Genomic DNA, 20,638 nt, shown 5'->3' on the forward strand with positions numbered 1-20,638 from the left:
ATCGCCAAGGTGGCCTTCGACAACCCGCAATCCATCGCATATCCCGCGCCCGGTTCACGTCCGCACCGCGTGGACGAGGAGAAGCTCGACCCGCACGTCATCGTGTTGTTCGGCGCGACCGGTGATCTCGCGAAGCGCAAACTGCTGCCCGGTATGGCGTATCTCGTCAAGTCCGCGCTGGCACCGAAGATCCGGGTGGTCGGCACCTCGCTGGAGGATCTCAGCGGTGAGGAGTTCCGCGCGCTGGCGCGTGAGGCCATCGACGCGTTCGGCAGCCGCGAGCTCAGCGACGAGGAGTGGGAGGGTTTCGCCGGGCGGATCTCCTACGTCCCGCAGAGCGCCGGACCGGGTGCGCTCGCCGAGGCGGTGAAGTCGGCCGAGACCGAACTCGGACCCGACACCCGGCGCCTGCACTACCTGTCGGTGCCGCCGAAGGCCGCCAAAGCCGTCATCACGATGCTCGAGGAATCCGGTCTGGTCGACCGGGCAAGGGTGGTGATGGAGAAGCCGTTCGGCACCGACCTCGCCAGCGCCTGTGAGCTCAATGCCTTCGTGCACAACACCTTTGACGAGTCGCAGATCTTCCGCATCGACCACTTCCTCGGCAAGGAGGCCGCACAGAACATCCTGGCGTTCCGGTTCGCCAATGGGTTGTTCGAACCGATCTGGAACCGCAACTTCATCGATCACATCCAGATCGACATCCCGGAGAAGCTCGGCCTCGACCAGCGGGCGAACTTCTACGAGAGCACCGGCGCCTACAAGGACATGGTGGTCACCCACCTCATGCAGGTGATGGCGTTCGTCGTGATGGAACCGCCGACCGCGCTGGAGCCGAGGGCGATCAGCGAGGAGAAGAACAAGGTCTTCCGGTCGATGCTGCCGGTCGACCCGGCAAAGGTGATCCGCGGCCAGTACGTCGGGTACCGGCACGAGCAGGGCGTCGCGCCGGATTCGGACACCGAGACGTTCATCGCGCTGCAGGTCGGGATCGACAACTGGCGGTGGGCGGGTGTGCCGATCTACCTGCGCACCGGCAAGAAGATGGCCGAGGGGCAGCGGATCATCTCGATCGCGTTCAAGGAGGCGCCGCGTTCGATGTTCCCGCCCGGCTCGGGAGTCGGATCGCAGGGGCCGGACCACCTCACCTTCGACCTCGCCGACAACTCGAAGGTGTCGCTGTCGTTCTACGGCAAGCGGCCGGGCCCGGGGATGAAGCTCGACAAGCTGTCCATGCAGTTCTCCACGCAGGAGACCGGACGCGTCGGCGACGTGCTGGAGGCCTACGAACGGCTGATCCTCGACGCGATGCGTGGTGACCACACGCTGTTCACCACCGCGGCCGGTATCGAATCCCTTTGGGCGCGTTCGGCTCCGCTGCTGGAGGACCCGTCGCCGGTGAAGATGTACCAGCCCGGCACCTGGGGTCCGAACGCCATCCACCAGCTCATCGCGCCCAACGCATGGCGGCTGCCGTTCGAACGCGAATGGCGCGATAAGGAGAAGGAGTAGTCGATGGATCCGAAGTCCCCGAGCGCGACGATCGAAGCGGCGCACCGCGACCATCTGGGCACGCTGCCGTTCTCTGACACAACCGACTTCACCGAGGCCGACCGCGGCTTCATCGCCGCACTGAATCCCTGCGTGATCACCGCGGCCGACGGACGGGTGGTGTGGGACAACGACGCCTACGCCTTCCTGGCCGGCGACGCCCCGTCCTCGGTGCATCCCAGCCTGTGGCGGCAGTCGCAGCTGTGCGCCAAACAGGGGCTCTACGAAGTCGTCCCCGGTATCTACCAGGTACGCGGACTCGACCTGTCGAACATCACCTTCGTCGAGGGCGACACCGGCGTCATCGTCATCGATCCGCTCATCTCCACCGAGACCGCCGCGGCGGCTCTCGGGTTGTACCGGGCCCACCGCGGTGACCGCGCGGTCACGGCGGTCATCTACACCCACAGCCACGTCGACCACTTCGGCGGTGTGCTCGGGGTGACGACGCAGGCCGACGTCGACGCCGGCCGGGTGCAGATCTTCGCTCCCGAACACTTCACCGCACACGCCGTGCAGGAGAACGTGTACGCCGGCACCGCGATGGCCCGCCGCGCCGGCTACATGTACGGCGCCGCGCTCGCCCGCGGCCCGCAGGGACAGGTGGGCTGCGGGCTGGGGCAGGTCGGTTCCACCGGCGAGGTCGCGCTGATCGTGCCGACCGTCGACATCCGCGCGACGGGGGAGACGCACACCGTCGACGGGGTCGAGATCGAGTTCCAGATGGCGCCCGGCACCGAGGCGCCCGCCGAGATGCACTTCTACTTCCCGCAGTTCCGTGCGCTGTGCATGGCCGAGAACGCCACCCACAACCTGCACAACCTGCTGACCCTGCGCGGTGCGCTGGTGCGCGACCCGCACGGCTGGGCCGGCTATCTCACCGAGGCCATCGACACCTTCGCAGACCGCGCCGACGTGGTGTTCGCCTCGCACCACTGGCCGACGTGGGGCCGTGAGAACATCGTCGAATACCTGTCGCTGCAACGGGATCTGTACGCGTATCTGCACGACCAGACGCTGCGGCGGCTCAACCAGGGCCACACCGGCATCGAGATCGCCGAGGACTTCGCGCTGCCGCCCGCGCTGGAGAAGGTCTGGCACACCCACGGCTACTACGGGTCGGTCAGCCACAACGTCAAGGCGGTGTACCAGCGGTACATGGGTTGGTTCGACGGTAACCCCGGACGGCTCTGGCAGCACCCGCCGGAAGCGATCGGACCCCGCTACGTCGCGGCGATGGGCGGCATCGACCGCGTCGTCGAGCTCGCCCGCACGGCCTTCGACGGCGGCGACTTCCGCTGGGCGGCAACGCTACTCGACCACGCCATCTTCGCCGACGAGAACCACGCGGCGGCGCGCGAGCTGTACGCCGACACGCTCGAACAACTTGCCTACGGCGCGGAGAACGCGGTCTGGCGCAACTTCTTCCTCTCGGGGGCGACCGAACTGCGCGACGGCAACTTCGGCACGCCGACCCAGGCGACGTCGCCGACACTGCTCGCGCAGCTCACCCCGGAGCAGATGTTCGACGCATTCGCGATCAACGTCGACGGACCCCGCGCCTGGGACCTCGACCTGGCGATCGACGTCACGTTCCTCGACACCGGCGCCAACTACCGGCTGACGCTGCGCAACGGAGTCCTGGTGTACCGCAGGGCCTCCGCCGACAGCTCGACCGCCCACGCCACGATCCGGCTCGCGAAGAAGACGCGACTGCTGGCGTTCGTCGCGGGGGACGACGCGTCGCCGGGCATCGAGATCACCGGGGATCAGTCGGCGCTGGCATCGCTCGTCGGTGCCCTCGACCGCCCCGACCCCGGCTTCGACATCGTCACGCCGTAACTGAGACGCCGAGTGTCGGGTTGATGCACGTCGATCGCGAAAAAGCGTGACACAACCCGACTCTCGGCGCAGCGAAGCCCTAGGCGAAGCCCCCGTCGGCACGAAGGATCGACCCCGTCGTGAAACTCGACGCATCCGACATCAGAAACAATGCGGCGCCGACGATCTCGGCCGGCTCACCGGCCCGCTGCAACGCCAGGTGCCTGAACGGCTGCTCCACTCCGGAGAAGTCCCACGCATTGCTGATGTCGGTGAGGAATGGCCCGGCCATCAGCGTGTTGACCCGCACCGTCGGGCCGTACGCCTTCGCCAGCCCCTCGGTCATGACGTTGAGGCCTGCCTTCGCCGCGGCGTACGGCAGCATCGTCGGGTCCGGCCGCAGCGATCCGCTCGAGCTGACGTTGATGATCGACCCGCCGCCGTCGGCCACCATCCGCTCACCGATCAGCGCCGCCAACCGGAACGGCCCCTTGACGTTGAGGTTGAACACCGCGTCGAACAGCTTCTCCGACACCGACGTCAGCGATTCGTACAGCGGTGACATCCCGGCGTTGTTCACCAGCACGTCGATCTTGCCGAACCGGTCGTAGACCGCCGAGACCAGGCCGTCGAGCTGATCCCAGCGCCCGACGTGCACGCCGTACGGCATTGCCGTCCGGCCCGTCTCCTCGGTGATCTCCGCGGCGGTGGCCTCGCACGTCTCCAGTGACCGGCTCGCGATCACCACGTCGGCACCGCTGCGCGCCGCGGCGAACGCGATCTCCCGCCCCAGGCCGCGGCTACCGCCGGTCACCAGCACCACACGGTCACGGAGGTCGAACAGATCGTCGGCGTATCCCATGGCCCCATATGGTGGCACGGTGCAATTGCTTTTGGTCAGACACGCGCTGCCACTGCGCAGCGAACCCGGACAAGGCTCCGACCCCGACCTGTCCGAAGAGGGCATCGAGCAGGCCGAGCGGCTGCCCGACGCGCTCACGCGGTTCCCGATCTCCCGTCTGGTCAGCAGCCCCCAACGCCGCGCCATCCAGACCGCGCAACCCGTCGCCGACACCCTCGGTCTGCCGGTCGAGGTCGACGAACGCTTCGCCGAGTACGACCGCGACCTGCCGCACTACATCCCGATCGAGCAGATCGCCAAGGAGAACCCGCAGGAGCTCGAACGGCTGATGAGCGGCAGGCTGCCCAGCGGCGTCGACGAGGACGCGTTCACCGCGCGCATCTTCGCCGCCGTCGACGACGTGGTCGCCACCGCCGAGCGCGAGGAGACCGTCGCGGTGTTCAGCCACGGCGGGGTGATCAACGCGCTGCTGCACCGCGTGCTGCGCACCGAGCGGTTGTTGTCGTTCAACGTCGACTACGCCTCGGTGACCCGGCTGCTGTGGTCGACGCGGGCCAACCAACTGGCTGTCGCATCGGTCAACGGCACCGAGCACGTATGGGATCTGCTGCCCCGAAACCTGCGGTGGTAGACATTTCGCCATGACGTCTTCCACCCTCGACGGCCTCGACCTCGGCGCACTCGACCGCCACCTGCGTGCCGAAGGCATCGACCGCACGGGCGACCTGCGGGCCGAACTGATCGCGGGTGGCCGTTCGAACCTGACGTTCCTGGTGTTCGACGACGCGTCCAAGTGGGTGCTGCGCCGCCCGCCGCTGCACGGGCTCACCCCGTCGGCGCACGACATGGCGCGGGAGTACCGGGTGGTGGCCGCGCTCGCGGACACCGCGGTGCCGGTGGCCCGCGCGGTCACGATGCGCAACGACGAGTCCGTGCTCGGCGCCCCGTTCCAGATGGTCGAACACGTCGAGGGCCGGGTCATCCGGCGCGCCGACGAACTCGAGGCGCTCGGCGACAAGGCCACGCTCGACGCCTGCGTCGACGAATTGATCCGCGTGCTGGCCGAACTGCACGCCGTGGACCCCGCGGCGGTCGGACTCGGCGACTTCGGCAAGCCCAACGGCTACCTGGAACGGCAGGTCCGGCGGTGGGGGTCGCAGTGGCAGCACGTCCGCCTCGACGACGATCCGCGCGACGCCGACGTCCTCAGACTGCATGCCGCGCTGGGTGAGAAGGTGCCCGCTGAGAGCCGCGCGTCGATCGTGCACGGCGACTACCGCATCGACAACACGATCCTCGACGCGACCGACGCCACCACGGTGCGGGCGGTGCTGGACTGGGAGATGTCGACGCTGGGCGATCCGCTCAGCGATACGGCGCTGATGTGCGTGTACCGCAACCCGATGTTCAACTACGTGCACAGCGATGCGGCGTGGACCTCGGAGCTGCTGCCGACCGGCGACGAGATGGCGCAGCGCTACGCGACGGTGTCGGGTCAGGAGCTCGACCACTGGGATTTCTACATGGGACTGGCGTACTTCAAGCTGGCGATCATCGCCGCGGGTATCGCGTTCCGTGCCCGTATGGGTGGCACCGAGGACATCGTCGGCGAGGCCGTCGCCCCGCTGATCGCGGCAGGACTGGAAGCCCTGGACTAACGAACGCCTAACGCATCGCGGCTTTGTAGTTCTTCTTCGCCGCCCGCCGCAGCTGGAACAGCCGCGCCGCACCGGCCAGCGACGCGATCAGACCGCCGCACACCGCGGCCAGCAGGATCGCCACGCCCACCGGGAGGCTCCAATGCCAGCCGAGGAACGCCAGTTCCACCGACTCGGTGTTCTGCGCGATGAAGATCAGCAGCACGATCAGGATCAGCAGCCCGACGATCACCGACGTCCACACCGCGGCCGCACGGGTGAAGTGGACTTTCTTGACCTCCGGCGGGGTACGCTCCGCGACCTCGAATTCTCCGGGGACCGGAGGGCCCGGATTCGGGGCGTCGTAGGGCTCCGGCTGACCCGGCGCGCGCCCGTACGGATCGGTGCTCATAGCTCATCATTGCCCGTTCCGCCCGTTCGCGAAACCATTTGCCGACAACACCCGCGGTGAGGCAAAGGACGGCGCGTCCGGCGACATGCCGCTAGTCTCCGCAAGAGCCACCTGCCGAGAGGACATCCCCATGGCGAGCATGCTCGGACGCAGTCGCGGTGTCACCCGATGGGTGGCCCTGCTGGTCTCGGCCACGCTGGCGTTGACCGCATGCGGCAGTTCCAACCCCCTCGGCGGCGGTGAGATCTCCGGGGACCTCAAGACGATCAAGGTCGGGTCGGCGGATTTCACCGAATCCAAGATCATCGCTGAGATCTACGCACAAGCGTTGGAGGCCAACGGGTTCGACGTCGGCAGGCAGTTCGGTATCGGCAGCCGCGAGACGTACATCCCAGCGGTACAGGATCATTCGATCGACCTCATCCCCGAGTACACCGGGAACCTCTTGCAGTACTTCGACAAAGAGACCGAGGTGACCACCCCCGACGCGGTGGTGCTCGGCCTGTTGCGGGCGCTGCCCGGCGACCTGTCGATCCTGTATCCCTCCCCGGCCGAGGACAAGGACACCGTCGCGGTGTCGGCCGAGACCGCGCAGCGGTGGAATCTCAAGACCATCGCCGACCTCGCCGCGCATTCCCCGGAGGTGAAGTTCGGCGGGCCGTCGGAATTCCTCAACCGCACCGAGGGATTGCCCGGGTTGAAGGCCAAGTACGGCCTCGACATCGCGCCGTCGAACTTCGTCGCGATCAGCGACGGCGGCGGGCCGGCGACGGTACGCGCCCTCACCGACGGCACCGTCACCGCGGCCAACATCTTCAGCACCTCACCGGCCATCGAAGAGAGCAACCTGGTGGTGCTCGAGGATCCGAAGAACAACTTCCTGGCCGCCAACGTCGTTCCCCTGGTGGCGTCGCAGAAGAAGTCCGACGAACTCAAATCGGTCCTCGACGCGGTGAGCGCCAAGCTGACCACCGAGGGACTCATCGAACTCAACGCCGCCGTCGAGGGCAACCGCGGGGTGGATCCGGACGAAGCCGCACAGAAATGGGTGGCCGACAACGGCTTTGACCAACCGCTGGGGAAGTAGGCGCATGATCACCTTCACCGACGTCACCAAGCGGTACCCGGACGGCACCGTCGCGGTCGACGACCTCAGCCTCGAGGTGCCCGAGGGCACGTTGACGGTGTTCGTCGGGCCGTCGGGCTGCGGTAAGACCACCTCGATGCGGATGATCAACCGGATGATCGAGCCCACCTCGGGCACGCTCACCGTGGGCGGCGACGACGTCACCAAGGTCGACGCCGTCAAACTCCGGTTGGGCATCGGATACGTCATCCAGAGCGCCGGGCTGATGCCGCACCTGCGGGTGGTCGACAACGTCGCGACCGTGCCGGTGCTGCGCGGGGAGTCCCGGCGCAGCGCCCGCAAGGCCGCGCTGGCGGTGATGGAACGCGTCGGCCTCGACCCCGAACTGGGCGACCGATATCCCGCGCAACTGTCCGGCGGTCAGCAGCAGCGCGTCGGGGTGGCCCGCGCGCTGGCCGCCGATCCGCCGATCCTGTTGATGGACGAACCGTTCAGCGCCGTCGACCCCGTGGTGCGCGAGGAACTGCAGACCGAGATCGTGCGGCTGCAGAACGACCTGCGCAAGACCATCGTGTTCGTCACCCACGACATCGACGAGGCCATCAAGCTGGGGGACCGGGTCGCTGTGTTCGGCCGCGGCGGGGTGCTGCTGCAGTACGACGCCCCGGCGCGGCTGCTGTCCAACCCGGCCAACGATGCGGTCGCAGGGTTCGTCGGCGCCGACCGCGGCTACCGCGGGCTGCAGTTCCGGCGTGCGGCCGGCCTGCCCCTGCACGACATCCGCCACGTCCGCGAAACCGAGATCGACGCACTGCAACTCGGCGCCGGGGACTGGGTGCTGGTGACCCGGCCGGACGGCACCCCGTACGCGTGGATCAACGCCGACGGCGTCGCACTGCACCGCACCGGCGCATCGCTGTACGACAGCACGATCGCCGGCGGGTCGCTGTTCCGCCCGGACGGCACGCTGCGCCTCGCCTTGGACGCCGCGCTGTCCTCGCCGGCCGGGTTGGGCGTCGCCGTCGACGAGGACGGTCAGGTGATCGGCGGGGTCCGCGCCGACGACGTGCTCGCCGCACTCGACCGGCAGCGGCAGGAGGTCTGAGCCGGTGCGGTACCTGCTGGCCCACCTCGACGACCTGTGGGCGCTCACGGTCATCCACCTGCGGCTGTCGCTGATCCCGATCGTGCTCGGCCTGCTGATCGCGGTGCCGCTCGGCGCGCTCGTCCAGCGCACCACCACCGTGCGACGGCTCACGACCGTCACCGCCAGCATCATCTTCACCATCCCGTCGCTGGCGCTGTTCGTGGTGCTCCCGCTGATCATCCCGACGCGCATCCTCGACGAGGCCAACGTGATCGTCGCCCTCACGCTCTACACCGTCGCCCTGCTGGTGCGCGCAGTGCCCGAGGCGTTGGACGCGGTGTCGCCGGCGGTGCTCGACGCGGCGACCGCCGTCGGCTACCGGCCGCTCACCCGCATGCTGAAAGTCGAACTGCCACTGGCGATTCCGGTTCTCATCGCGAGCTTGCGCGTGGTCGCGGTCACCAACATCTCGATGGTGTCGGTGGGTTCGGTGATCGGTGTCGGCGGGTTGGGCACCTGGTTCACCGAGGGCTACCAGGCCAACAAGAGCGATCAGATCGTCGCGGGCATCGTCGCGATCTTCGTGCTGGCGGTCGTGATCGACACGCTGATCATGCTGATCGGCAAGGCCCTCACACCCTGGACGCGGGCGCAGAAGACGACCAAGGTGGGGGCGCCGGCATGAACTTCCTGTCCGAGGCGCTGTCGTTCATCTTCACCGCCGCGAACTGGGCCGGGCCCGCTGGGCTGGGCGCCCGCATCGTCGAGCACCTCGAGTACACCGCGATCGCGGTCGTCTTCTCGGCGCTGATCGCCGTCCCGCTCGGCATGATCATCGGGCACACCGGCAAGGGCACCTTCCTCGTGGTGACCGGGGTGAACGCGCTGCGCGCGCTGCCCACCCTCGGTGTGCTGCTGCTCGGCGTGCTGCTGTGGGGTCTCGGCCTGATCGGTCCGACCGTCGCGCTGATGCTGCTCGGTATCCCACCGCTGCTGGCGGGCACCTACGCGGGAATCGCCAACGTGGACCCGGCCGTCGTCGACGCCGCCAGGTCGATGGGGATGACCGAGCGGCGGGTGCTGCTGCGGGTGGAGACGCCGATCGCGCTGCCGTTGATCCTCGGCGGCCTGCGCACCGCGACCCTGCAGATCGTGGCCACCGCGACGGTCGCGGCGTACGCCAGCCTCGGCGGTCTGGGCCGCTACCTGATCGACGGCATCAAGGTGCGCGAGTTCTACCTCGCCCTCGTGGGGGCGCTGATGGTGACCGCGCTCGCGCTGATCCTCGACGGGCTCCTCGCCTTCGCGGTCTGGGCGTCGGTGCCGGGCACGGGCCGGCTGCGCCGCGCGGGCCGGATGCCGCAGCCATTCCTGAGCGACGAAGTGGCGCTCGAGTCACGATCTCGCCAGAGTTCGATGGCGGGGTACGAACCGGCGCGCGCGTCGCATACGGTAGAAGGGTGAGTGAAGCCGACCGCTCTGAAGTGAAGAACACCTGGCCCGCGGTCCTGACATGGCGGGCCCACGATGCCCCTCGGATGGAATCGGTCCGGGTGCAGCTTTCGGGCAAACGGATCAAGGCCTACGGCCGGATCGTCGGCGGCGCGTGCGATGCGCATCCGGCGTTCTCCGCCTCCTACGACCTCGTCACCGACGAGAACGGTGCGACGAAGCGCCTCGCGATGACCGTCACCCTCGCCGAACGTGAGCGGCAGATCTCGTTCGCCCGCGACGAAGAGAACATGTGGCTGGTCCGCGATCAGCAGAACCAGCTCAAACGGGCCACGTTCGACGGCGCCCTCGACGTCGACGTCGTGCTCAGCCCGTTCTTCAACACGCTGCCGATCCGGCGTACCGGCCTGCACGAGCACAGTGACTCGATCTCCGTGCCCGTGGTGTACGTGCGGCTGCCGGAGTTCTCGGTGGAGCAGGCGACGATCAGCTACGCCGGCGGACCCGGCTCGGACGGGATCAAGCTGCACTCACCGGTCGCCGACACCACGATCACCGTCGACGCCGACGGGTTCATCATCGACTACCCCGGCTTGGCAGCGCGGATCTGATCACCCCGCCGGCGCGGCCTGCCGCGGCGAGTTCGTCGCGCCAGCTGTCCCCGCCGATGACCGTCGTGATGATCTCCGGACGGCTGAAACTCTCGTAGCGCATGCGCGCGGCGTGGCCGGACTCGACCAGATCGGCCACCGACGCGTGATGGGCCAGTGCGCCGCGGGCGGCGATGAGCAGCCTCAGGCAGTGGTCCAGCATCGGCAGCAGTTGATCGGCGTTCGCCTCGCACATCGCCCGCACCAGGTCGGGCGCGGTGCCCGCCACCCGAGTGCCGTCGCGGAACGATCCGGCGGCCAGCGCAAACGCCAGCGGGACCTCACCCGCGGTGGCGGCGAGTGCCTCGGCGAGCAGATGCGGCAGGTGCGAGATGCTCGCCGCGGCGGCGTCGTGTTCGTCCGAGCGGGCGGGCACCACCACCGCGTGACAGTCCAGCGCGAGCGTCATCACGTGTTCCCACACCTCGGGGTCGACGTGGTCGTCGACGCTGATCACCCACGCGGCGCCGACGAACAGCCCGGCGTCCCCGGCCGCCCAGCCCGAGTACGCGGTGCCCGCCATCGGATGGCCGCCGACGAACCGCTCCAGCAGCCCGGCCTCCCGGACCTGTTCCAGCACAGCGCCTTTGACGCTGGTGACGTCGGTGAGCGGGCAGTGCGGCGCGGCCGCCTTGATGTGGTCGAGCATCAGCCGCAGGGCGGGTACCGGTACGGCGAGCACGATCAGCGCGGACGTCTCGGCCGCGCGGGCGAGTACCTCGTCGAGATGCTCGCTGGCGTCGAACCCATCTTGGCGTGCGCCCTGGACTCCCTCGAGTGACCGGTTGTAGCCGAACACCTCCCGCCCGGCGGCGGCGGCCGCGCGCATGATCGACCCGCCGATCAGGCCGAGGCCCAGCACACACACCGGTGGTTTCGTCACCGTTCAAGGTTGGCACACGGCCAGTTCTGCCCTGTCGCATGCCTGGTCAAAGGCGCTGGTGGGCGACTACCGTACTGCCTCATGGGAGCACAGAGTGCGCCGGCGCAGGACACGCCCGACGGGTTCGGCGTGGCGGTCGTCCGTGAGGACGGCAAGTGGCGCTGCGCGCCCATGCGGCGGGCGGCGCTCAACAGCCTCACGGTCGCTGAGAAGGAGCTGTGCGAGATACGCAGCGCCGGAGCGGTGTTCGGGCTGCTCGACATCGACGACGAGTTCTTCGTGATCGTGCGGCCCGCCCCGTCGGGCACCCGGCTGCTGCTGTCGGACGCGACCGCCGCGCTGGATTACGACATCGCCGCCGAGGTCCTCGAACAGCTCGACGCCGACATCGAACCCGACGACCTCGACGACGTCGACCCGTTCGAGGAGGGTGACCTGGGGCTGCTGTCCGACATGGGACTGCCCGAGGCGGTGCTCAGCGTCATCCTCGACGAGACCGATCTCTACGCCGACGAGCAGTTGGGCCGCATCGCCCGCGAGATGGGCTTCGCCGACGAGTTGTCGGCGGTGCTCGACAAACTCAATCGGTGATCGCCGACGAGACGCTGATCCGCGCCGCGCTGGACGCCGCGACCCTCGCCGGGCCGCGGGACGTGCCGATCGGCGCGGTGGTGTTCGGCTCCGACGGCACCGAACTCGCCCGCGCCGCGAACGCCCGCGAGGCGCTGGGGGATCCGACCGCGCACGCCGAGGTGCTGGCGCTGCGCGCCGCGGCGACGGTGCTCGGTGACGGCTGGCGGCTGGAGGGTGCGACGCTGGCGGTGACGGTGGAGCCGTGCACGATGTGCGCCGGTGCGCTGGTGTTGGCCCGGGTCGCGCGGGTGGTGTTCGGGGCGTGGGAGCCCAAGACCGGTGCGGTCGGATCGCTGTGGGACGTGGTGCGCGACCGGAGGCTCAACCACCGCCCGCAGGTCCGCGGCGGCGTACTCGCCGACGAATGCGCCCGCCCGCTGGAGAGGTTCTTCGGCGCCCAGCGGTGACGCTGACTGGCGATTAGGGCGAGCGCGGCCGATTCGGTAAGCTGCCACACGGTGGCGTGTCCGAGCGGCCTAAGGAGCACGCCTCGAAAGCGTGTGACGGGTAACCCCCGTCCGAGGGTTCAAATCCCTCCGCCACCGCCAACACCGCCCGCCTGCTTTTCGCAGGTAGGGCGGTTTTTGCTTTCCGGGACGGTATCGCTGCCGCGACGCTAGGCGCCGGACCTACACCAGGGTCGTGATCTCGTCGGCGGAGCCTCGAACCACAGCCCTGGTGTTGGTTTCGAGCCCAAGGGCCGCGGAGCGACACCCTCACCGGACGGACAGGAAACCCTTCCCCGACGGGCGAGAACTCTGGCTCGCAGGCGATTACCCCGCGACGGCCTGACCGGCAGCATTTCTCCTACCCACCCACGGAAGGAGTCATCATGACCGCCACCCCACTCACCCGCCGCAACTACGCCGCCGCGCTCCTCGGCGCCGCCGCCCTGTTCGCCCTCGCCCCGGCCACCGCATACGCGCTGCCGCCCGGCAACACCACCGCGAACACCGGCTGCCACTACACCGACAAGGACGGCTACGACATCCCGATCGACGACGGCCAGTCCGTCATCGTCGACGGCAAGACCGTCACCTGCAGCGGCGGCACCATCACCGTCAGCGCAACCAAATCCGGAGGCGTTCGGCCGCCGCGCACCCCCAACCTCGTCGCCACCGCGCGCTGACCGGGCGATACTGACCGGGTGTCTGACCGCAACGTGCTCGGCGGCCCCCTGGAGGAATGCGGCACCGATCCGCTGACCGGCTTCTACCGCGACGGCTGCTGCTCCACCGGGCCGGAAGACCTCGGCGCACACACCATCTGCGCCGTGGTCACCGCCGAATTCCTCGACCACCAGCGCGCGATCGGCAACGATCTGTCGACCCCGCGGCCCGAATACCGGTTCCCCGGCCTCAACCCCGGGGACTGCTGGTGTGTCACGGCCGCGAACTGGCTGCGCGCCTACCGCGACGGGTACGCCGCACCGGTGGTGCTGGCCGCTACCCACGAGCGCACCCTCGACGTGGTGCCGATCGAGGCGCTGCGGGAGAACGCCGTCGACGTGCCCGACGACCTCGGCGATCTCTAGGTGTAGTAGAAGGATTTGAAGTCGGGCAGCCAGGCGCCGCGCAGGCAGCCCAGCGGCAACCCGTCGGGTGACTGCGCGACACCCACGCTGCCGTCGCACGGTGCGCCTTGCGTCCGCACCCCGACCAGCGCCGGCTGCGGGACCCACTCGCGTTGCGTATTGCACAGGTAGTTGTTGCCCGACGCGTCGAGCCCGAACAGATAGCGGATCCCGCCGGAGACGCACGATTCGCTCGGGTCGACGTTGCGGTCGACGTACGGCACGCAGTCGACGCTGTTGCACGGGGCCGCCACGGCCGGCGAGGCGGTGACGAGCGGTGCGGCGAGCAGGCCACCGGCCGCCGCGAGAACAGCCACCAATTTCATGCGCTCAGCTTGCCCGATTCACCCCGCCTGCCGCAGGAAGTTGCCCGACACCGTGATCGCGGGAGCCGACGAATCGCCACCGACGACCAGCGTCGCGAACGCGATGTCGCCCGCGATCCCCGCGAACCAGCCGTGCGAGTGGGTGTTGTCGCCGAACTCCGCGGTGCCCGTCTTCCCGCCGAGGCCACCGATGTCGGACAGTACGCTCGCGGTGCCTTCGGTGACCGTCGCGCGCATCATCGACCGCAACGCGTCGACCACGGCGGACGGCAACTGTGCGGATTCGGTGTCGGCCGTCGTCTTCTCGCCGAGCACCAGCGTCGGGGTGATCGTCGCGCCGTGCGCGAGGCTGGCCTCGGCGACCGCGAGCCCGAACGGGCTGACCGTTACGGTGCCCTGGCCGATGCCGTTCTCGACGCGTTGGGCCGCGCTGTCGGCGGTGGGCACCCGACCGGTGACGGTGGTCAGCCCGGGGATCACGTAGTCGACACCGATCCCGAAGTCGCGGGCCGTGGTGGACAGGGCGTCGGCGGGCAACCGGTCGGCCAGCGCACCCATCGTGGTGTTGCAGGAGCGGGCGAACGCCGTGGTCATGGGGACGGTGCCGAGGTCGAACTCGTCGTCGTTGGGGATCGTGCGGTTCTCGATGGTGAGCCGGCCCGGGCACTCTACGGGTGTATCGGGTGTGACGAGCCCGGCCTCCAGCGCCGCCGCGGTGGTGATGGTCTTGAACGTCGACCCCGGCGGATACAGCCCGTTGAATGCGATCGCGCCTTGGCCGTCGGCCGCCTCGTTCTGCGCGGCCGCGAGGATGCCACCATCCGATGGCGAGATCGCGACGAGCATCGTCGGCCGCGGTTCCTGGGCGACGGCCTGCTGCGCCAGCAGCTGCAGCCGCAGGTCCAGCGAGGTGCGGACGGGATCGGTCGGCGCCGGTGGGGTGGCGGTCAACCGCTGCGCGGCCGCACCGTCGCCGTCGACCAGGTACACCGACCAGCCCGCGGTGCGGGTGATGCGGTCGTGCCAGACCTTCGGCAGCTCGGCCATGGCGGGGGAGCGCAGCGCCCGGTCGGCGGTCAGCAGATCGCCCTGTTCGGCGACCGCGACTCCCGGGATGGCCCGCAGCTGTTCCTCGATGGGCCGGAAGTCGGCCTCCCGCAACCGGATCACGGTGACGAGCCGGTCGTCGTTGCCGTCGAACTGCGCGGCGATGGACTCCGGGGTGATGGTCGGTTCGATCGGTGCGAGCAGTCCGGCGAGCGCCGGCGCGGAGCCCACGTGGGCGCGGTCCAGCGTGACCACCCCGACGGTCTGCCACGTCATCAGCGGCTGTCCGGTGCGGTCGAGCACCGGGGTCTGCAGCTCGCTGTCCTCGCTGTACTGGAAGTTCATCCCGGCCTTGAGGTCCGGGTGCAGCAACGCCGTCGACCACGCCAGCCGCCACCGGTCGCCGTCCTGTTCGGCCGTGCCGGTCGCCTCGTAGGCGAACTCGTGTTCGGGCGCGGGTGTCCACTGATAACGCAGGGCCTGCGTCGCCTCGTCGACGGGCGAGGCCGTCACCTGCACCGTCGCGTCGGGGCCCATCCCGTCGAACATCGCCGCGATGACCGGCTCCGCGGCGGCCGGATCGTCGGTCTGCTCGGCGGCGGCCTTGGCGTCGCGGCGGCCGAGTGCCTCGGCGAACGCGCGGAACGGGTCGGCGGGGCTCGGCGACGAGCAGGCGGCCAGGGTGAGAACGAGTGCGCCGACGACGGCGAGTGCGAGTCGTTTCACGACCCCATCGTGTCAGCAGCGGTCAAAAGGGCCAGAAACGCCGACCAGTAAAGGCATCGCGTGTCGCGCGGGGAGGCGGCAGGATCACCGGTGTGACGGAACACGACGACCTCGCCCAGGGTCGGCTGCGGATCCTCGACGGGAAGCCGGTCAACCTCGACGGGTTCAGTGTCCCCGACGCGGCGCTCGGTCTGGTCGCGATGCACAGCCCACACGATCCGGAACCCTCGCTGGTGGTGCGCGACGGGCGGGTGGTCGAACTCGACGGCAAGGCGGCGGCCGACTTCGACGTCATCGACGAGTTCATCGCCCGCTACGGCATCGACCTCGCGGTCGCCGAGGAGGCGATGTCCCTCGACGATGCGGTGCTGGCCCGGATGGCCGTCGACGTCGGGGTCCCGCGCGCAGAAGTGGTGCGCCTGATCGGCGGCACCACCCCCGCCAAACTCGCGCGGGTGATGGCGGTGATGACGCCGGTCGAGATGCAGATGGCGATGCACAAGATGCGGGCCAGGCGCACCCCGAGTAACCAGGCGCACGTCACCAACCAACTCGACGATCCGCTGCTGATCGCCGCCGACGCCGCCAGCGCGGTGGCGTACGGGTTCCGCGAGGTGGAGACGACGGTGCCGGTGCTCGGCGATGCCCCGTCGAATGCCGTTGCGCTGCTGATCGGTTCGCAGGTCGGCGTCGCGGGGGCGATGGCGCAGTGCTCGATCGAGGAGGCACTCGAGCTGCGGCTGGGCCTGCGCGGGCTGACCAGTTACGCCGAGACGATCTCGATCTACGGCACCGAGCAAGTGTTCGTCGACGGTGACGACACCCCGTTCTCCAAGGCGATCCTCACCTCCGCCTACGCGTCGCGCGGGCTGAAGATGCGCGTCACCAGCGGTGGTGGTGCCGAGGTGCTGATGGGCGCGGCGGAGAAGTGTTCGATCCTCTACCTCGAATCCCGTTGTGTCTCACTGGCACGCGCGCTGGGCTCCCAGGGTGTGCAGAACGGCGGCATCGACGGGGTGGGCGTGGTCGCGTCGGTCCCCGAGGGGATGAAGGAACTGCTCGCCGAGAACCTCATGGTGATGATGCGCGATCTGGAATCGTGTGCGGGCAACGACAACCTGATCTCCGAATCCGATATCCGGCGCAGCGCGCACACCCTGCCGGTGCTGCTGGCCGGTGCGGATTTCATCTTCTCCGGTTTCGGGTCGATTCCCCGCTACGACAACACCTTTGCGCTGTCGAACTTCAACGCCGACGACGTGGACGACTTCCTGGTGCTGCAGCGCGACTGGGGCGCCGACGGCGGTCTGCGCACCGTATCGCCCGAGCACTTGGCGCGGGTGCGCAGACGGGCGGCGACGGCGGTGCAGGCCGTCTATCGTGACCTCGGACTCGCCGACTTCGACGACGAGCGCATCGACGCGGTGGTGGTCGCCAACGATTCGCGGGATCTGCCCGCCGGTGATCCGAAGGCCGTCGCGGAGGCGGCCACGGCGATCGAGGCCCGCCAGCTCACCGTGTTCGACGTCGTCGCCGCACTGCACCGCACCGGCTACGCCCCGGAGGCCGAGGCCATCATGAGGTTGACCCGAGAACGCCTGCGCGGGGACCAGTTACAGACCTCCGCGATCTTCGACGACCAGTTCCGGGTGCTGTCGAAGATCACCGACCCCAACGACTACGCGGGCCCCGGCACCGGATACGCGATCACCGAGGAGCGCCGCGCCGAGATCGACGGGATCCGGCAGGCCCGCACCGCCGCCGAACTGACCGCCGACCAGGCCGAGCACCAGGGTCACCTGGTGTTCACCGACATCGAACCGGCCCGTCAGGGCAGCGACCCGCGTGAGGTGTGTATCGGGCTGTCCCCGGCGCTCGGCCGTTCGGTGTGGCTGACGTTGTGCGGGTTGACCGTCGGTGAGGTGCTGCGCCAGTTGTCGGCGGGGCTGGAGGAGGAGGGCTGCGTCCCGCGGCTGGTGCGGGTGCGCTCGACCATCGACGTCGGGCTGATCGGGTTGACCGCGGCCCGCCTTTCGGGCTCCGGGATCGGAATCGGTCTGCAGGGCAAGGGGACTGCGTTGATCCACCGCCGTGACCTGGCACCGCTGGCCAACCTCGAACTGTTCAGCGTCGCGCCGCTGCTCACCGCGAAGATGTACCGCGAGCTGGGCCGCAACGCCGCTCGCCACGCCAAGGGCATGGCGCCGCTGCCGATCCTGTCCGGCGGTACCGACGAATCCATCTCCGCCCGCTACCACGCCCGCGCGGTGGCGCTGGTGGCGCTGGAACGCCAGGCCTGCGAACCCGGTCAGGCGCCGATCACCGTGGAGGCCGAGCGCGCATGACCGACGAAGAGTTCACCGTGGCGGCCGCGGTCGACGGCAAGCTGGCGCTGTCGGACCTGCGGATGGACCCGGCCACGCTCGCGCACCAGGCCGTCGTCGCCGAGGAGCACGGCAATCCGCAGCTGGCCGAGAACTTCCTGCGCGCAGCCGAATTGGCGGTGATCGACGACGAGGATGTGATGGGACTCTACGAGGCGCTGCGGCCGTACCGGTCGACCGCGGCCGAACTCGAGGAACTGCGGGTGTCGCTGGAGACGCGTGGTGCGTCGCGGTGCGCCGAACTGGTGCGTCAGGCCGCCGACGTCTACGCCAGGCGGGGCCTGCTGCGGTGACATCCAGTCCGGTGGTGGTGGCCGGAATCGACGTCGGCAACCACACCACCGAGATCGTCGTCGCCCGGGTGACCGACGGACGGGTCGAACCGGTGACGCACGGTCAGGCGCCGACCCGCGGTCGCAAGGGGTCGGCGGATTCGCTCGACGGCGCCGCGGCGCTGCTGCACCGGCTCGAGGTGGAGGCGCAGACCCGCGTCGACCAGATCGTGCTCGCGACGATCCGCCCGGTCGACACCGCGACCGCACCGCTGCCGCCGGCGGTGTCCCCGAACAGCCCACTGCGCAGTCTGCGGCGCCCCGATGCCAGTACCCCCGCCGGCGTCGGGCACGGAGTCGGCACCCACGTCCCGCTCGCCGACCTCACCGGCCCGGTCCAGCCCGGAACGGTGATCGTATCCGTCTTGGCGACAACCGATTTCGAGGACGCCGCACACGCCGTCACCGAGGCGGTGAGCCGGGGCTGGCGTATCGCCGGTGTGCTCGCCGCCCAGGACGACGCGGTGCTGATCCGCAACCGCATCCCGATCGACGTCCCCGTGGTCGACGAGGTCGACCTCGACGGCCTGAGACCGGGCGCGCTCGTCGCGGTCGAGGTGGTCGCCGAAGGCCGGGCGTACCGCGCGCTGGCCGATCCGATCGCGCTGTCGGCGGCGTTGCGGCTGGGCCACGAACGGCTGCACGACATCGCGGAGTTCACCCGCGAACTCGCCGATGCCCCCGCCATCGCCGTCACCGCGCGCACCGAACCACCGGACCCGCCCACCGTCGACGACGACTACGTCGACTGCCGGATCGACGGGCGGATCGTGCGGTACGCGCCCGCGGCCGCCCACAGTGTGCTGCGGTTGGAACCGCCGGGATGCGCGGTCGCGGTCCGGTTGCGCGCGATGCCCGCCGCGGAGGACGGTGTCGCGGTCGACGACGCGTTCTTCACCGATCTCGCGGCCATCGACAACGGGGCGTGGCTGCGCAGGGGTGTCGCCGACGCGCGCGGCACCGTCGTCGCGCTGCTGGCCGCCGAACCGGTGACCGACGCCGCCGCAACGCTGTCCGCGCTGACCGGCAGGCCCGCCACCACCCTGTCGACCGAACCCGCCGCCGCGGCGCGCGGCGCCGCCACCACGCCGGGCCTGCCGCCGGGTGCGGTGGTGTGCGACATCGGCGGCGGCACAGTCGATCTCATCGATGGCGACCACACCGTCACCGCGGCCGGTGCGGGGGAGACCATCACCACCGCCGTGTCCCGGGTGCTCGGCATTCCGCGGGCACTCGCCGAGCGGGTGAAACGCACACCGGCGCTGCGCGTGGAGGGTCCACACGTCGCCCACGAGGAGGACGGCCGCCGGGTGTTCCTGGACAGTCCGGCGCCCGCCGACGCGATCGGGCGGCTGTGCACCCGCGGCAGCGCGGGGCTGGTGCCGTTCTCGCACCGGCTCGCCGCCGAGGAGTGGCGCAGCCTCCGGTTGGCGATCAAACAGGAGACCGTCGCCGCGAACATCGCCCGCTGCCTGGCCACGCTCGACGAACCGCCGCCCGCGCTACTCCTCGCCGGCGGCGGGGCGCTGGACGACGAACTGCTGCGCACCGTCGGCGAGTCACTGCGCCGGGCCCGTGTCGTGGTCGGGCGCGCCGACATCGACGGGGTGCACGGCCCGCGGTTCGCAGTGGCCTCGGGCCTGGTGCACCTCTACGCCGAAGCTACGGGCAGGTGACCTCGATCTCGAACGGCTTGGTCACCGGCTGCAGCGGGTTGGCGATGTCGACGCCGGTGGCGTTGCCCTTGATGTTGTAGGTCTTGTCGTCCTTCTCCACCTCGGCGTTGCCCTGGCCGGTGCCCTGCTGGAAGCCGAGGGTGACGCCGTTGAAGTTGCCGAGGCCGACCGACTGCACCGCCGGGGGATCGGCCTCGGTGACCACCGCGCCGATACCGGTGGTGGCCTGGCCGATCGCGATGTTGAGGTTGCCGCCCATCGAGGTGCAGGCGACGGTGCCCTGGATGTTCTGGTCTTGACCGTCGATGACGACCTTCGCGCCGCCCGGTGCCGAGGTGGCCTCCGCCGATGCACTCGCGGTGGCGGTGTCGCTCGACTCGGCGGATGTCGTCGACTCGGAGGAACCGCTGTCCGAGGAACAGCCCGCCAGGCCGGCGGCCACGATCGCCGCACCGCCCACGGTCACGAGGAAACCACGCTTCACCCTGTTCTCCTTCAC

Annotated in this window: 22 protein-coding genes and 1 tRNA gene; 17 read left to right on the plus strand and 6 right to left on the minus strand. The window is 69.6% G+C overall.

Translation table 11 applies throughout. The features are described 5' to 3' along the window. Positions 1 to 9: 9 nt before the first annotated feature. Both zwf and AU194_RS07535 read left to right on the plus strand, forming a co-directional pair. Entirely contained in the window at positions 10 to 1,512 is a 1,503-nt protein-coding gene (gene zwf, locus AU194_RS07530; RefSeq protein WP_059088616.1) for a glucose-6-phosphate dehydrogenase, read from the plus strand. Between the two features lie 3 nt (positions 1,513 to 1,515). Next, positions 1,516 to 3,393 carry an alkyl/aryl-sulfatase gene (locus AU194_RS07535; protein ID WP_059088617.1) on the plus strand — a complete coding sequence of 626 codons (1,878 nt, stop codon included), beginning with the start codon at positions 1,516 to 1,518 and terminating at the stop codon, positions 3,391 to 3,393. Positions 3,394 to 3,472: 79 nt separating this feature from the next. Here AU194_RS07535 and AU194_RS07540 read toward each other — a convergent pair whose 3' ends face one another. Next, positions 3,473 to 4,234 (minus strand): SDR family NAD(P)-dependent oxidoreductase, encoded by a 762-nt coding sequence (locus AU194_RS07540; protein ID WP_059088618.1) that lies wholly within the window; start codon positions 4,232 to 4,234, stop codon positions 3,473 to 3,475. 19 nt (positions 4,235 to 4,253) lie between these two features. Here AU194_RS07540 and AU194_RS07545 point away from each other — a divergent pair, with 19 nt between their 5' ends. Both AU194_RS07545 and AU194_RS07550 read left to right on the plus strand, forming a co-directional pair. After that, positions 4,254 to 4,865 carry a histidine phosphatase family protein gene (locus tag AU194_RS07545; RefSeq protein WP_059088619.1) on the plus strand — a complete coding sequence of 204 codons (612 nt, stop codon included), beginning with the start codon at positions 4,254 to 4,256 and terminating at the stop codon, positions 4,863 to 4,865. A gap of 10 nt (positions 4,866 to 4,875) precedes the next feature. Then, a complete protein-coding gene (locus tag AU194_RS07550) occupies positions 4,876 to 5,892 on the plus strand; it encodes a phosphotransferase family protein (protein WP_059088620.1) in 1,017 nt (338 codons plus the stop codon). A gap of 7 nt (positions 5,893 to 5,899) precedes the next feature. Here the strand turns inward: AU194_RS07550 and AU194_RS07555 are convergent, their stop codons facing one another. After that, on the minus strand, positions 5,900 to 6,283 hold the full coding sequence (locus tag AU194_RS07555) for a lipopolysaccharide assembly LapA domain-containing protein (RefSeq protein WP_059088621.1): 384 nt from the start codon (positions 6,281 to 6,283) through the stop codon (positions 5,900 to 5,902). Between the two features lie 139 nt (positions 6,284 to 6,422). Between AU194_RS07555 and AU194_RS07560 the strand changes: the two genes are divergently transcribed. The 5 genes from AU194_RS07560 to AU194_RS07580 are packed head-to-tail and all read left to right on the plus strand — an operon-like array spanning position 6,423 to position 10,520. Next, positions 6,423 to 7,370 (plus strand): ABC transporter substrate-binding protein, encoded by a 948-nt coding sequence (locus AU194_RS07560; RefSeq protein WP_059088682.1) that lies wholly within the window; start codon positions 6,423 to 6,425, stop codon positions 7,368 to 7,370. A gap of 4 nt (positions 7,371 to 7,374) precedes the next feature. Beyond that, on the plus strand, positions 7,375 to 8,475 hold the full coding sequence (locus tag AU194_RS07565; protein WP_059088622.1) for an ABC transporter ATP-binding protein: 1,101 nt from the start codon (positions 7,375 to 7,377) through the stop codon (positions 8,473 to 8,475). Positions 8,476 to 8,479: 4 nt separating this feature from the next. Then, on the plus strand, positions 8,480 to 9,142 hold the full coding sequence (locus AU194_RS07570; RefSeq protein WP_059088623.1) for an ABC transporter permease: 663 nt from the start codon (positions 8,480 to 8,482) through the stop codon (positions 9,140 to 9,142). Further along, positions 9,139 to 9,921 (plus strand): ABC transporter permease, encoded by a 783-nt coding sequence (locus AU194_RS07575; protein WP_059088624.1) that lies wholly within the window; start codon positions 9,139 to 9,141, stop codon positions 9,919 to 9,921. Before AU194_RS07570 ends, AU194_RS07575 begins: the two co-directional genes overlap by 4 nt. Further along, positions 9,918 to 10,520: a putative glycolipid-binding domain-containing protein gene (locus AU194_RS07580; protein WP_059088625.1), complete on the plus strand. Its 603-nt coding sequence runs from the start codon at positions 9,918 to 9,920 to the stop codon at positions 10,518 to 10,520. The genes AU194_RS07575 and AU194_RS07580 overlap by 4 nt, the downstream gene beginning before the upstream one ends. On the opposite strand, the gene AU194_RS07585 is transcribed toward AU194_RS07580, so the two are convergent. Further along, positions 10,486 to 11,427, minus strand: coding sequence for a prephenate dehydrogenase (locus tag AU194_RS07585; RefSeq protein ID WP_059088683.1), 942 nt, complete (start codon positions 11,425 to 11,427; stop codon positions 10,486 to 10,488). The two genes, AU194_RS07580 and AU194_RS07585, sit on opposite strands and share 35 nt — an antisense overlap. A gap of 96 nt (positions 11,428 to 11,523) precedes the next feature. Here AU194_RS07585 and AU194_RS07590 point away from each other — a divergent pair, with 96 nt between their 5' ends. The 5 genes from AU194_RS07590 (at position 11,524) to AU194_RS07610 (ending at position 13,609) form a co-directional block, all read left to right on the plus strand. Beyond that, a complete protein-coding gene (locus AU194_RS07590; RefSeq protein WP_059088626.1) occupies positions 11,524 to 12,033 on the plus strand; it encodes a tRNA adenosine deaminase-associated protein in 510 nt (169 codons plus the stop codon). Further along, positions 12,030 to 12,482 (plus strand): nucleoside deaminase, encoded by a 453-nt coding sequence (locus AU194_RS07595; RefSeq protein ID WP_059088627.1) that lies wholly within the window; start codon positions 12,030 to 12,032, stop codon positions 12,480 to 12,482. The genes AU194_RS07590 and AU194_RS07595 overlap by 4 nt, the downstream gene beginning before the upstream one ends. A gap of 50 nt (positions 12,483 to 12,532) precedes the next feature. Next, positions 12,533 to 12,623 (plus strand) — tRNA-Ser (locus AU194_RS07600). Positions 12,624 to 12,907: 284 nt separating this feature from the next. After that, on the plus strand, positions 12,908 to 13,204 hold the full coding sequence (locus AU194_RS07605; RefSeq protein WP_059088628.1) for a hypothetical protein: 297 nt from the start codon (positions 12,908 to 12,910) through the stop codon (positions 13,202 to 13,204). A gap of 18 nt (positions 13,205 to 13,222) precedes the next feature. Then, positions 13,223 to 13,609 (plus strand): DUF2237 family protein, encoded by a 387-nt coding sequence (locus AU194_RS07610; protein WP_059088629.1) that lies wholly within the window; start codon positions 13,223 to 13,225, stop codon positions 13,607 to 13,609. Here the strand turns inward: AU194_RS07610 and AU194_RS07615 are convergent. Together AU194_RS07615 and AU194_RS07620 are read right to left on the minus strand one after the other, a co-directional pair. Continuing rightward, positions 13,606 to 13,974 (minus strand): hypothetical protein, encoded by a 369-nt coding sequence (locus AU194_RS07615; protein ID WP_059088630.1) that lies wholly within the window; start codon positions 13,972 to 13,974, stop codon positions 13,606 to 13,608. The genes AU194_RS07610 and AU194_RS07615 overlap by 4 nt on opposite strands. Before the next feature lie 18 nt (positions 13,975 to 13,992). Then, a complete protein-coding gene (locus tag AU194_RS07620) occupies positions 13,993 to 15,747 on the minus strand; it encodes a penicillin-binding transpeptidase domain-containing protein (RefSeq protein ID WP_059088631.1) in 1,755 nt (584 codons plus the stop codon). Between the two features lie 125 nt (positions 15,748 to 15,872). Between AU194_RS07620 and AU194_RS07625 the strand changes: the two genes are divergently transcribed. Genes AU194_RS07625 through AU194_RS07635 form a run of 3 tightly spaced genes read left to right on the plus strand, consistent with a single transcriptional unit; the run spans position 15,873 to position 20,139 of the window. Further along, entirely contained in the window at positions 15,873 to 18,092 is a 2,220-nt protein-coding gene (locus AU194_RS07625) for a propanediol/glycerol family dehydratase large subunit (protein ID WP_059088684.1), read from the plus strand. Further along, entirely contained in the window at positions 18,089 to 18,424 is a 336-nt protein-coding gene (locus AU194_RS07630; RefSeq protein ID WP_059088632.1) for a diol dehydratase small subunit, read from the plus strand. The genes AU194_RS07625 and AU194_RS07630 overlap by 4 nt, the downstream gene beginning before the upstream one ends. Further along, entirely contained in the window at positions 18,421 to 20,139 is a 1,719-nt protein-coding gene (locus AU194_RS07635) for a diol dehydratase reactivase ATPase-like domain-containing protein (RefSeq protein ID WP_059088633.1), read from the plus strand. Before AU194_RS07630 ends, AU194_RS07635 begins: the two co-directional genes overlap by 4 nt. Here AU194_RS07635 and AU194_RS07640 read toward each other — a convergent pair. Next, positions 20,126 to 20,623, minus strand: a complete 498-nt coding sequence (locus AU194_RS07640) for a lipoprotein LpqH (protein WP_059088685.1) — start codon at positions 20,621 to 20,623, stop codon at positions 20,126 to 20,128. The two genes, AU194_RS07635 and AU194_RS07640, sit on opposite strands and share 14 nt — an antisense overlap. Between the last annotated feature and the right edge of the window lie 15 nt (positions 20,624 to 20,638).

This window comes from Mycobacterium sp. GA-2829 (assembly GCF_001499965.1).
Lineage (GTDB): Bacteria > Actinomycetota > Actinomycetes > Mycobacteriales > Mycobacteriaceae > Mycobacterium.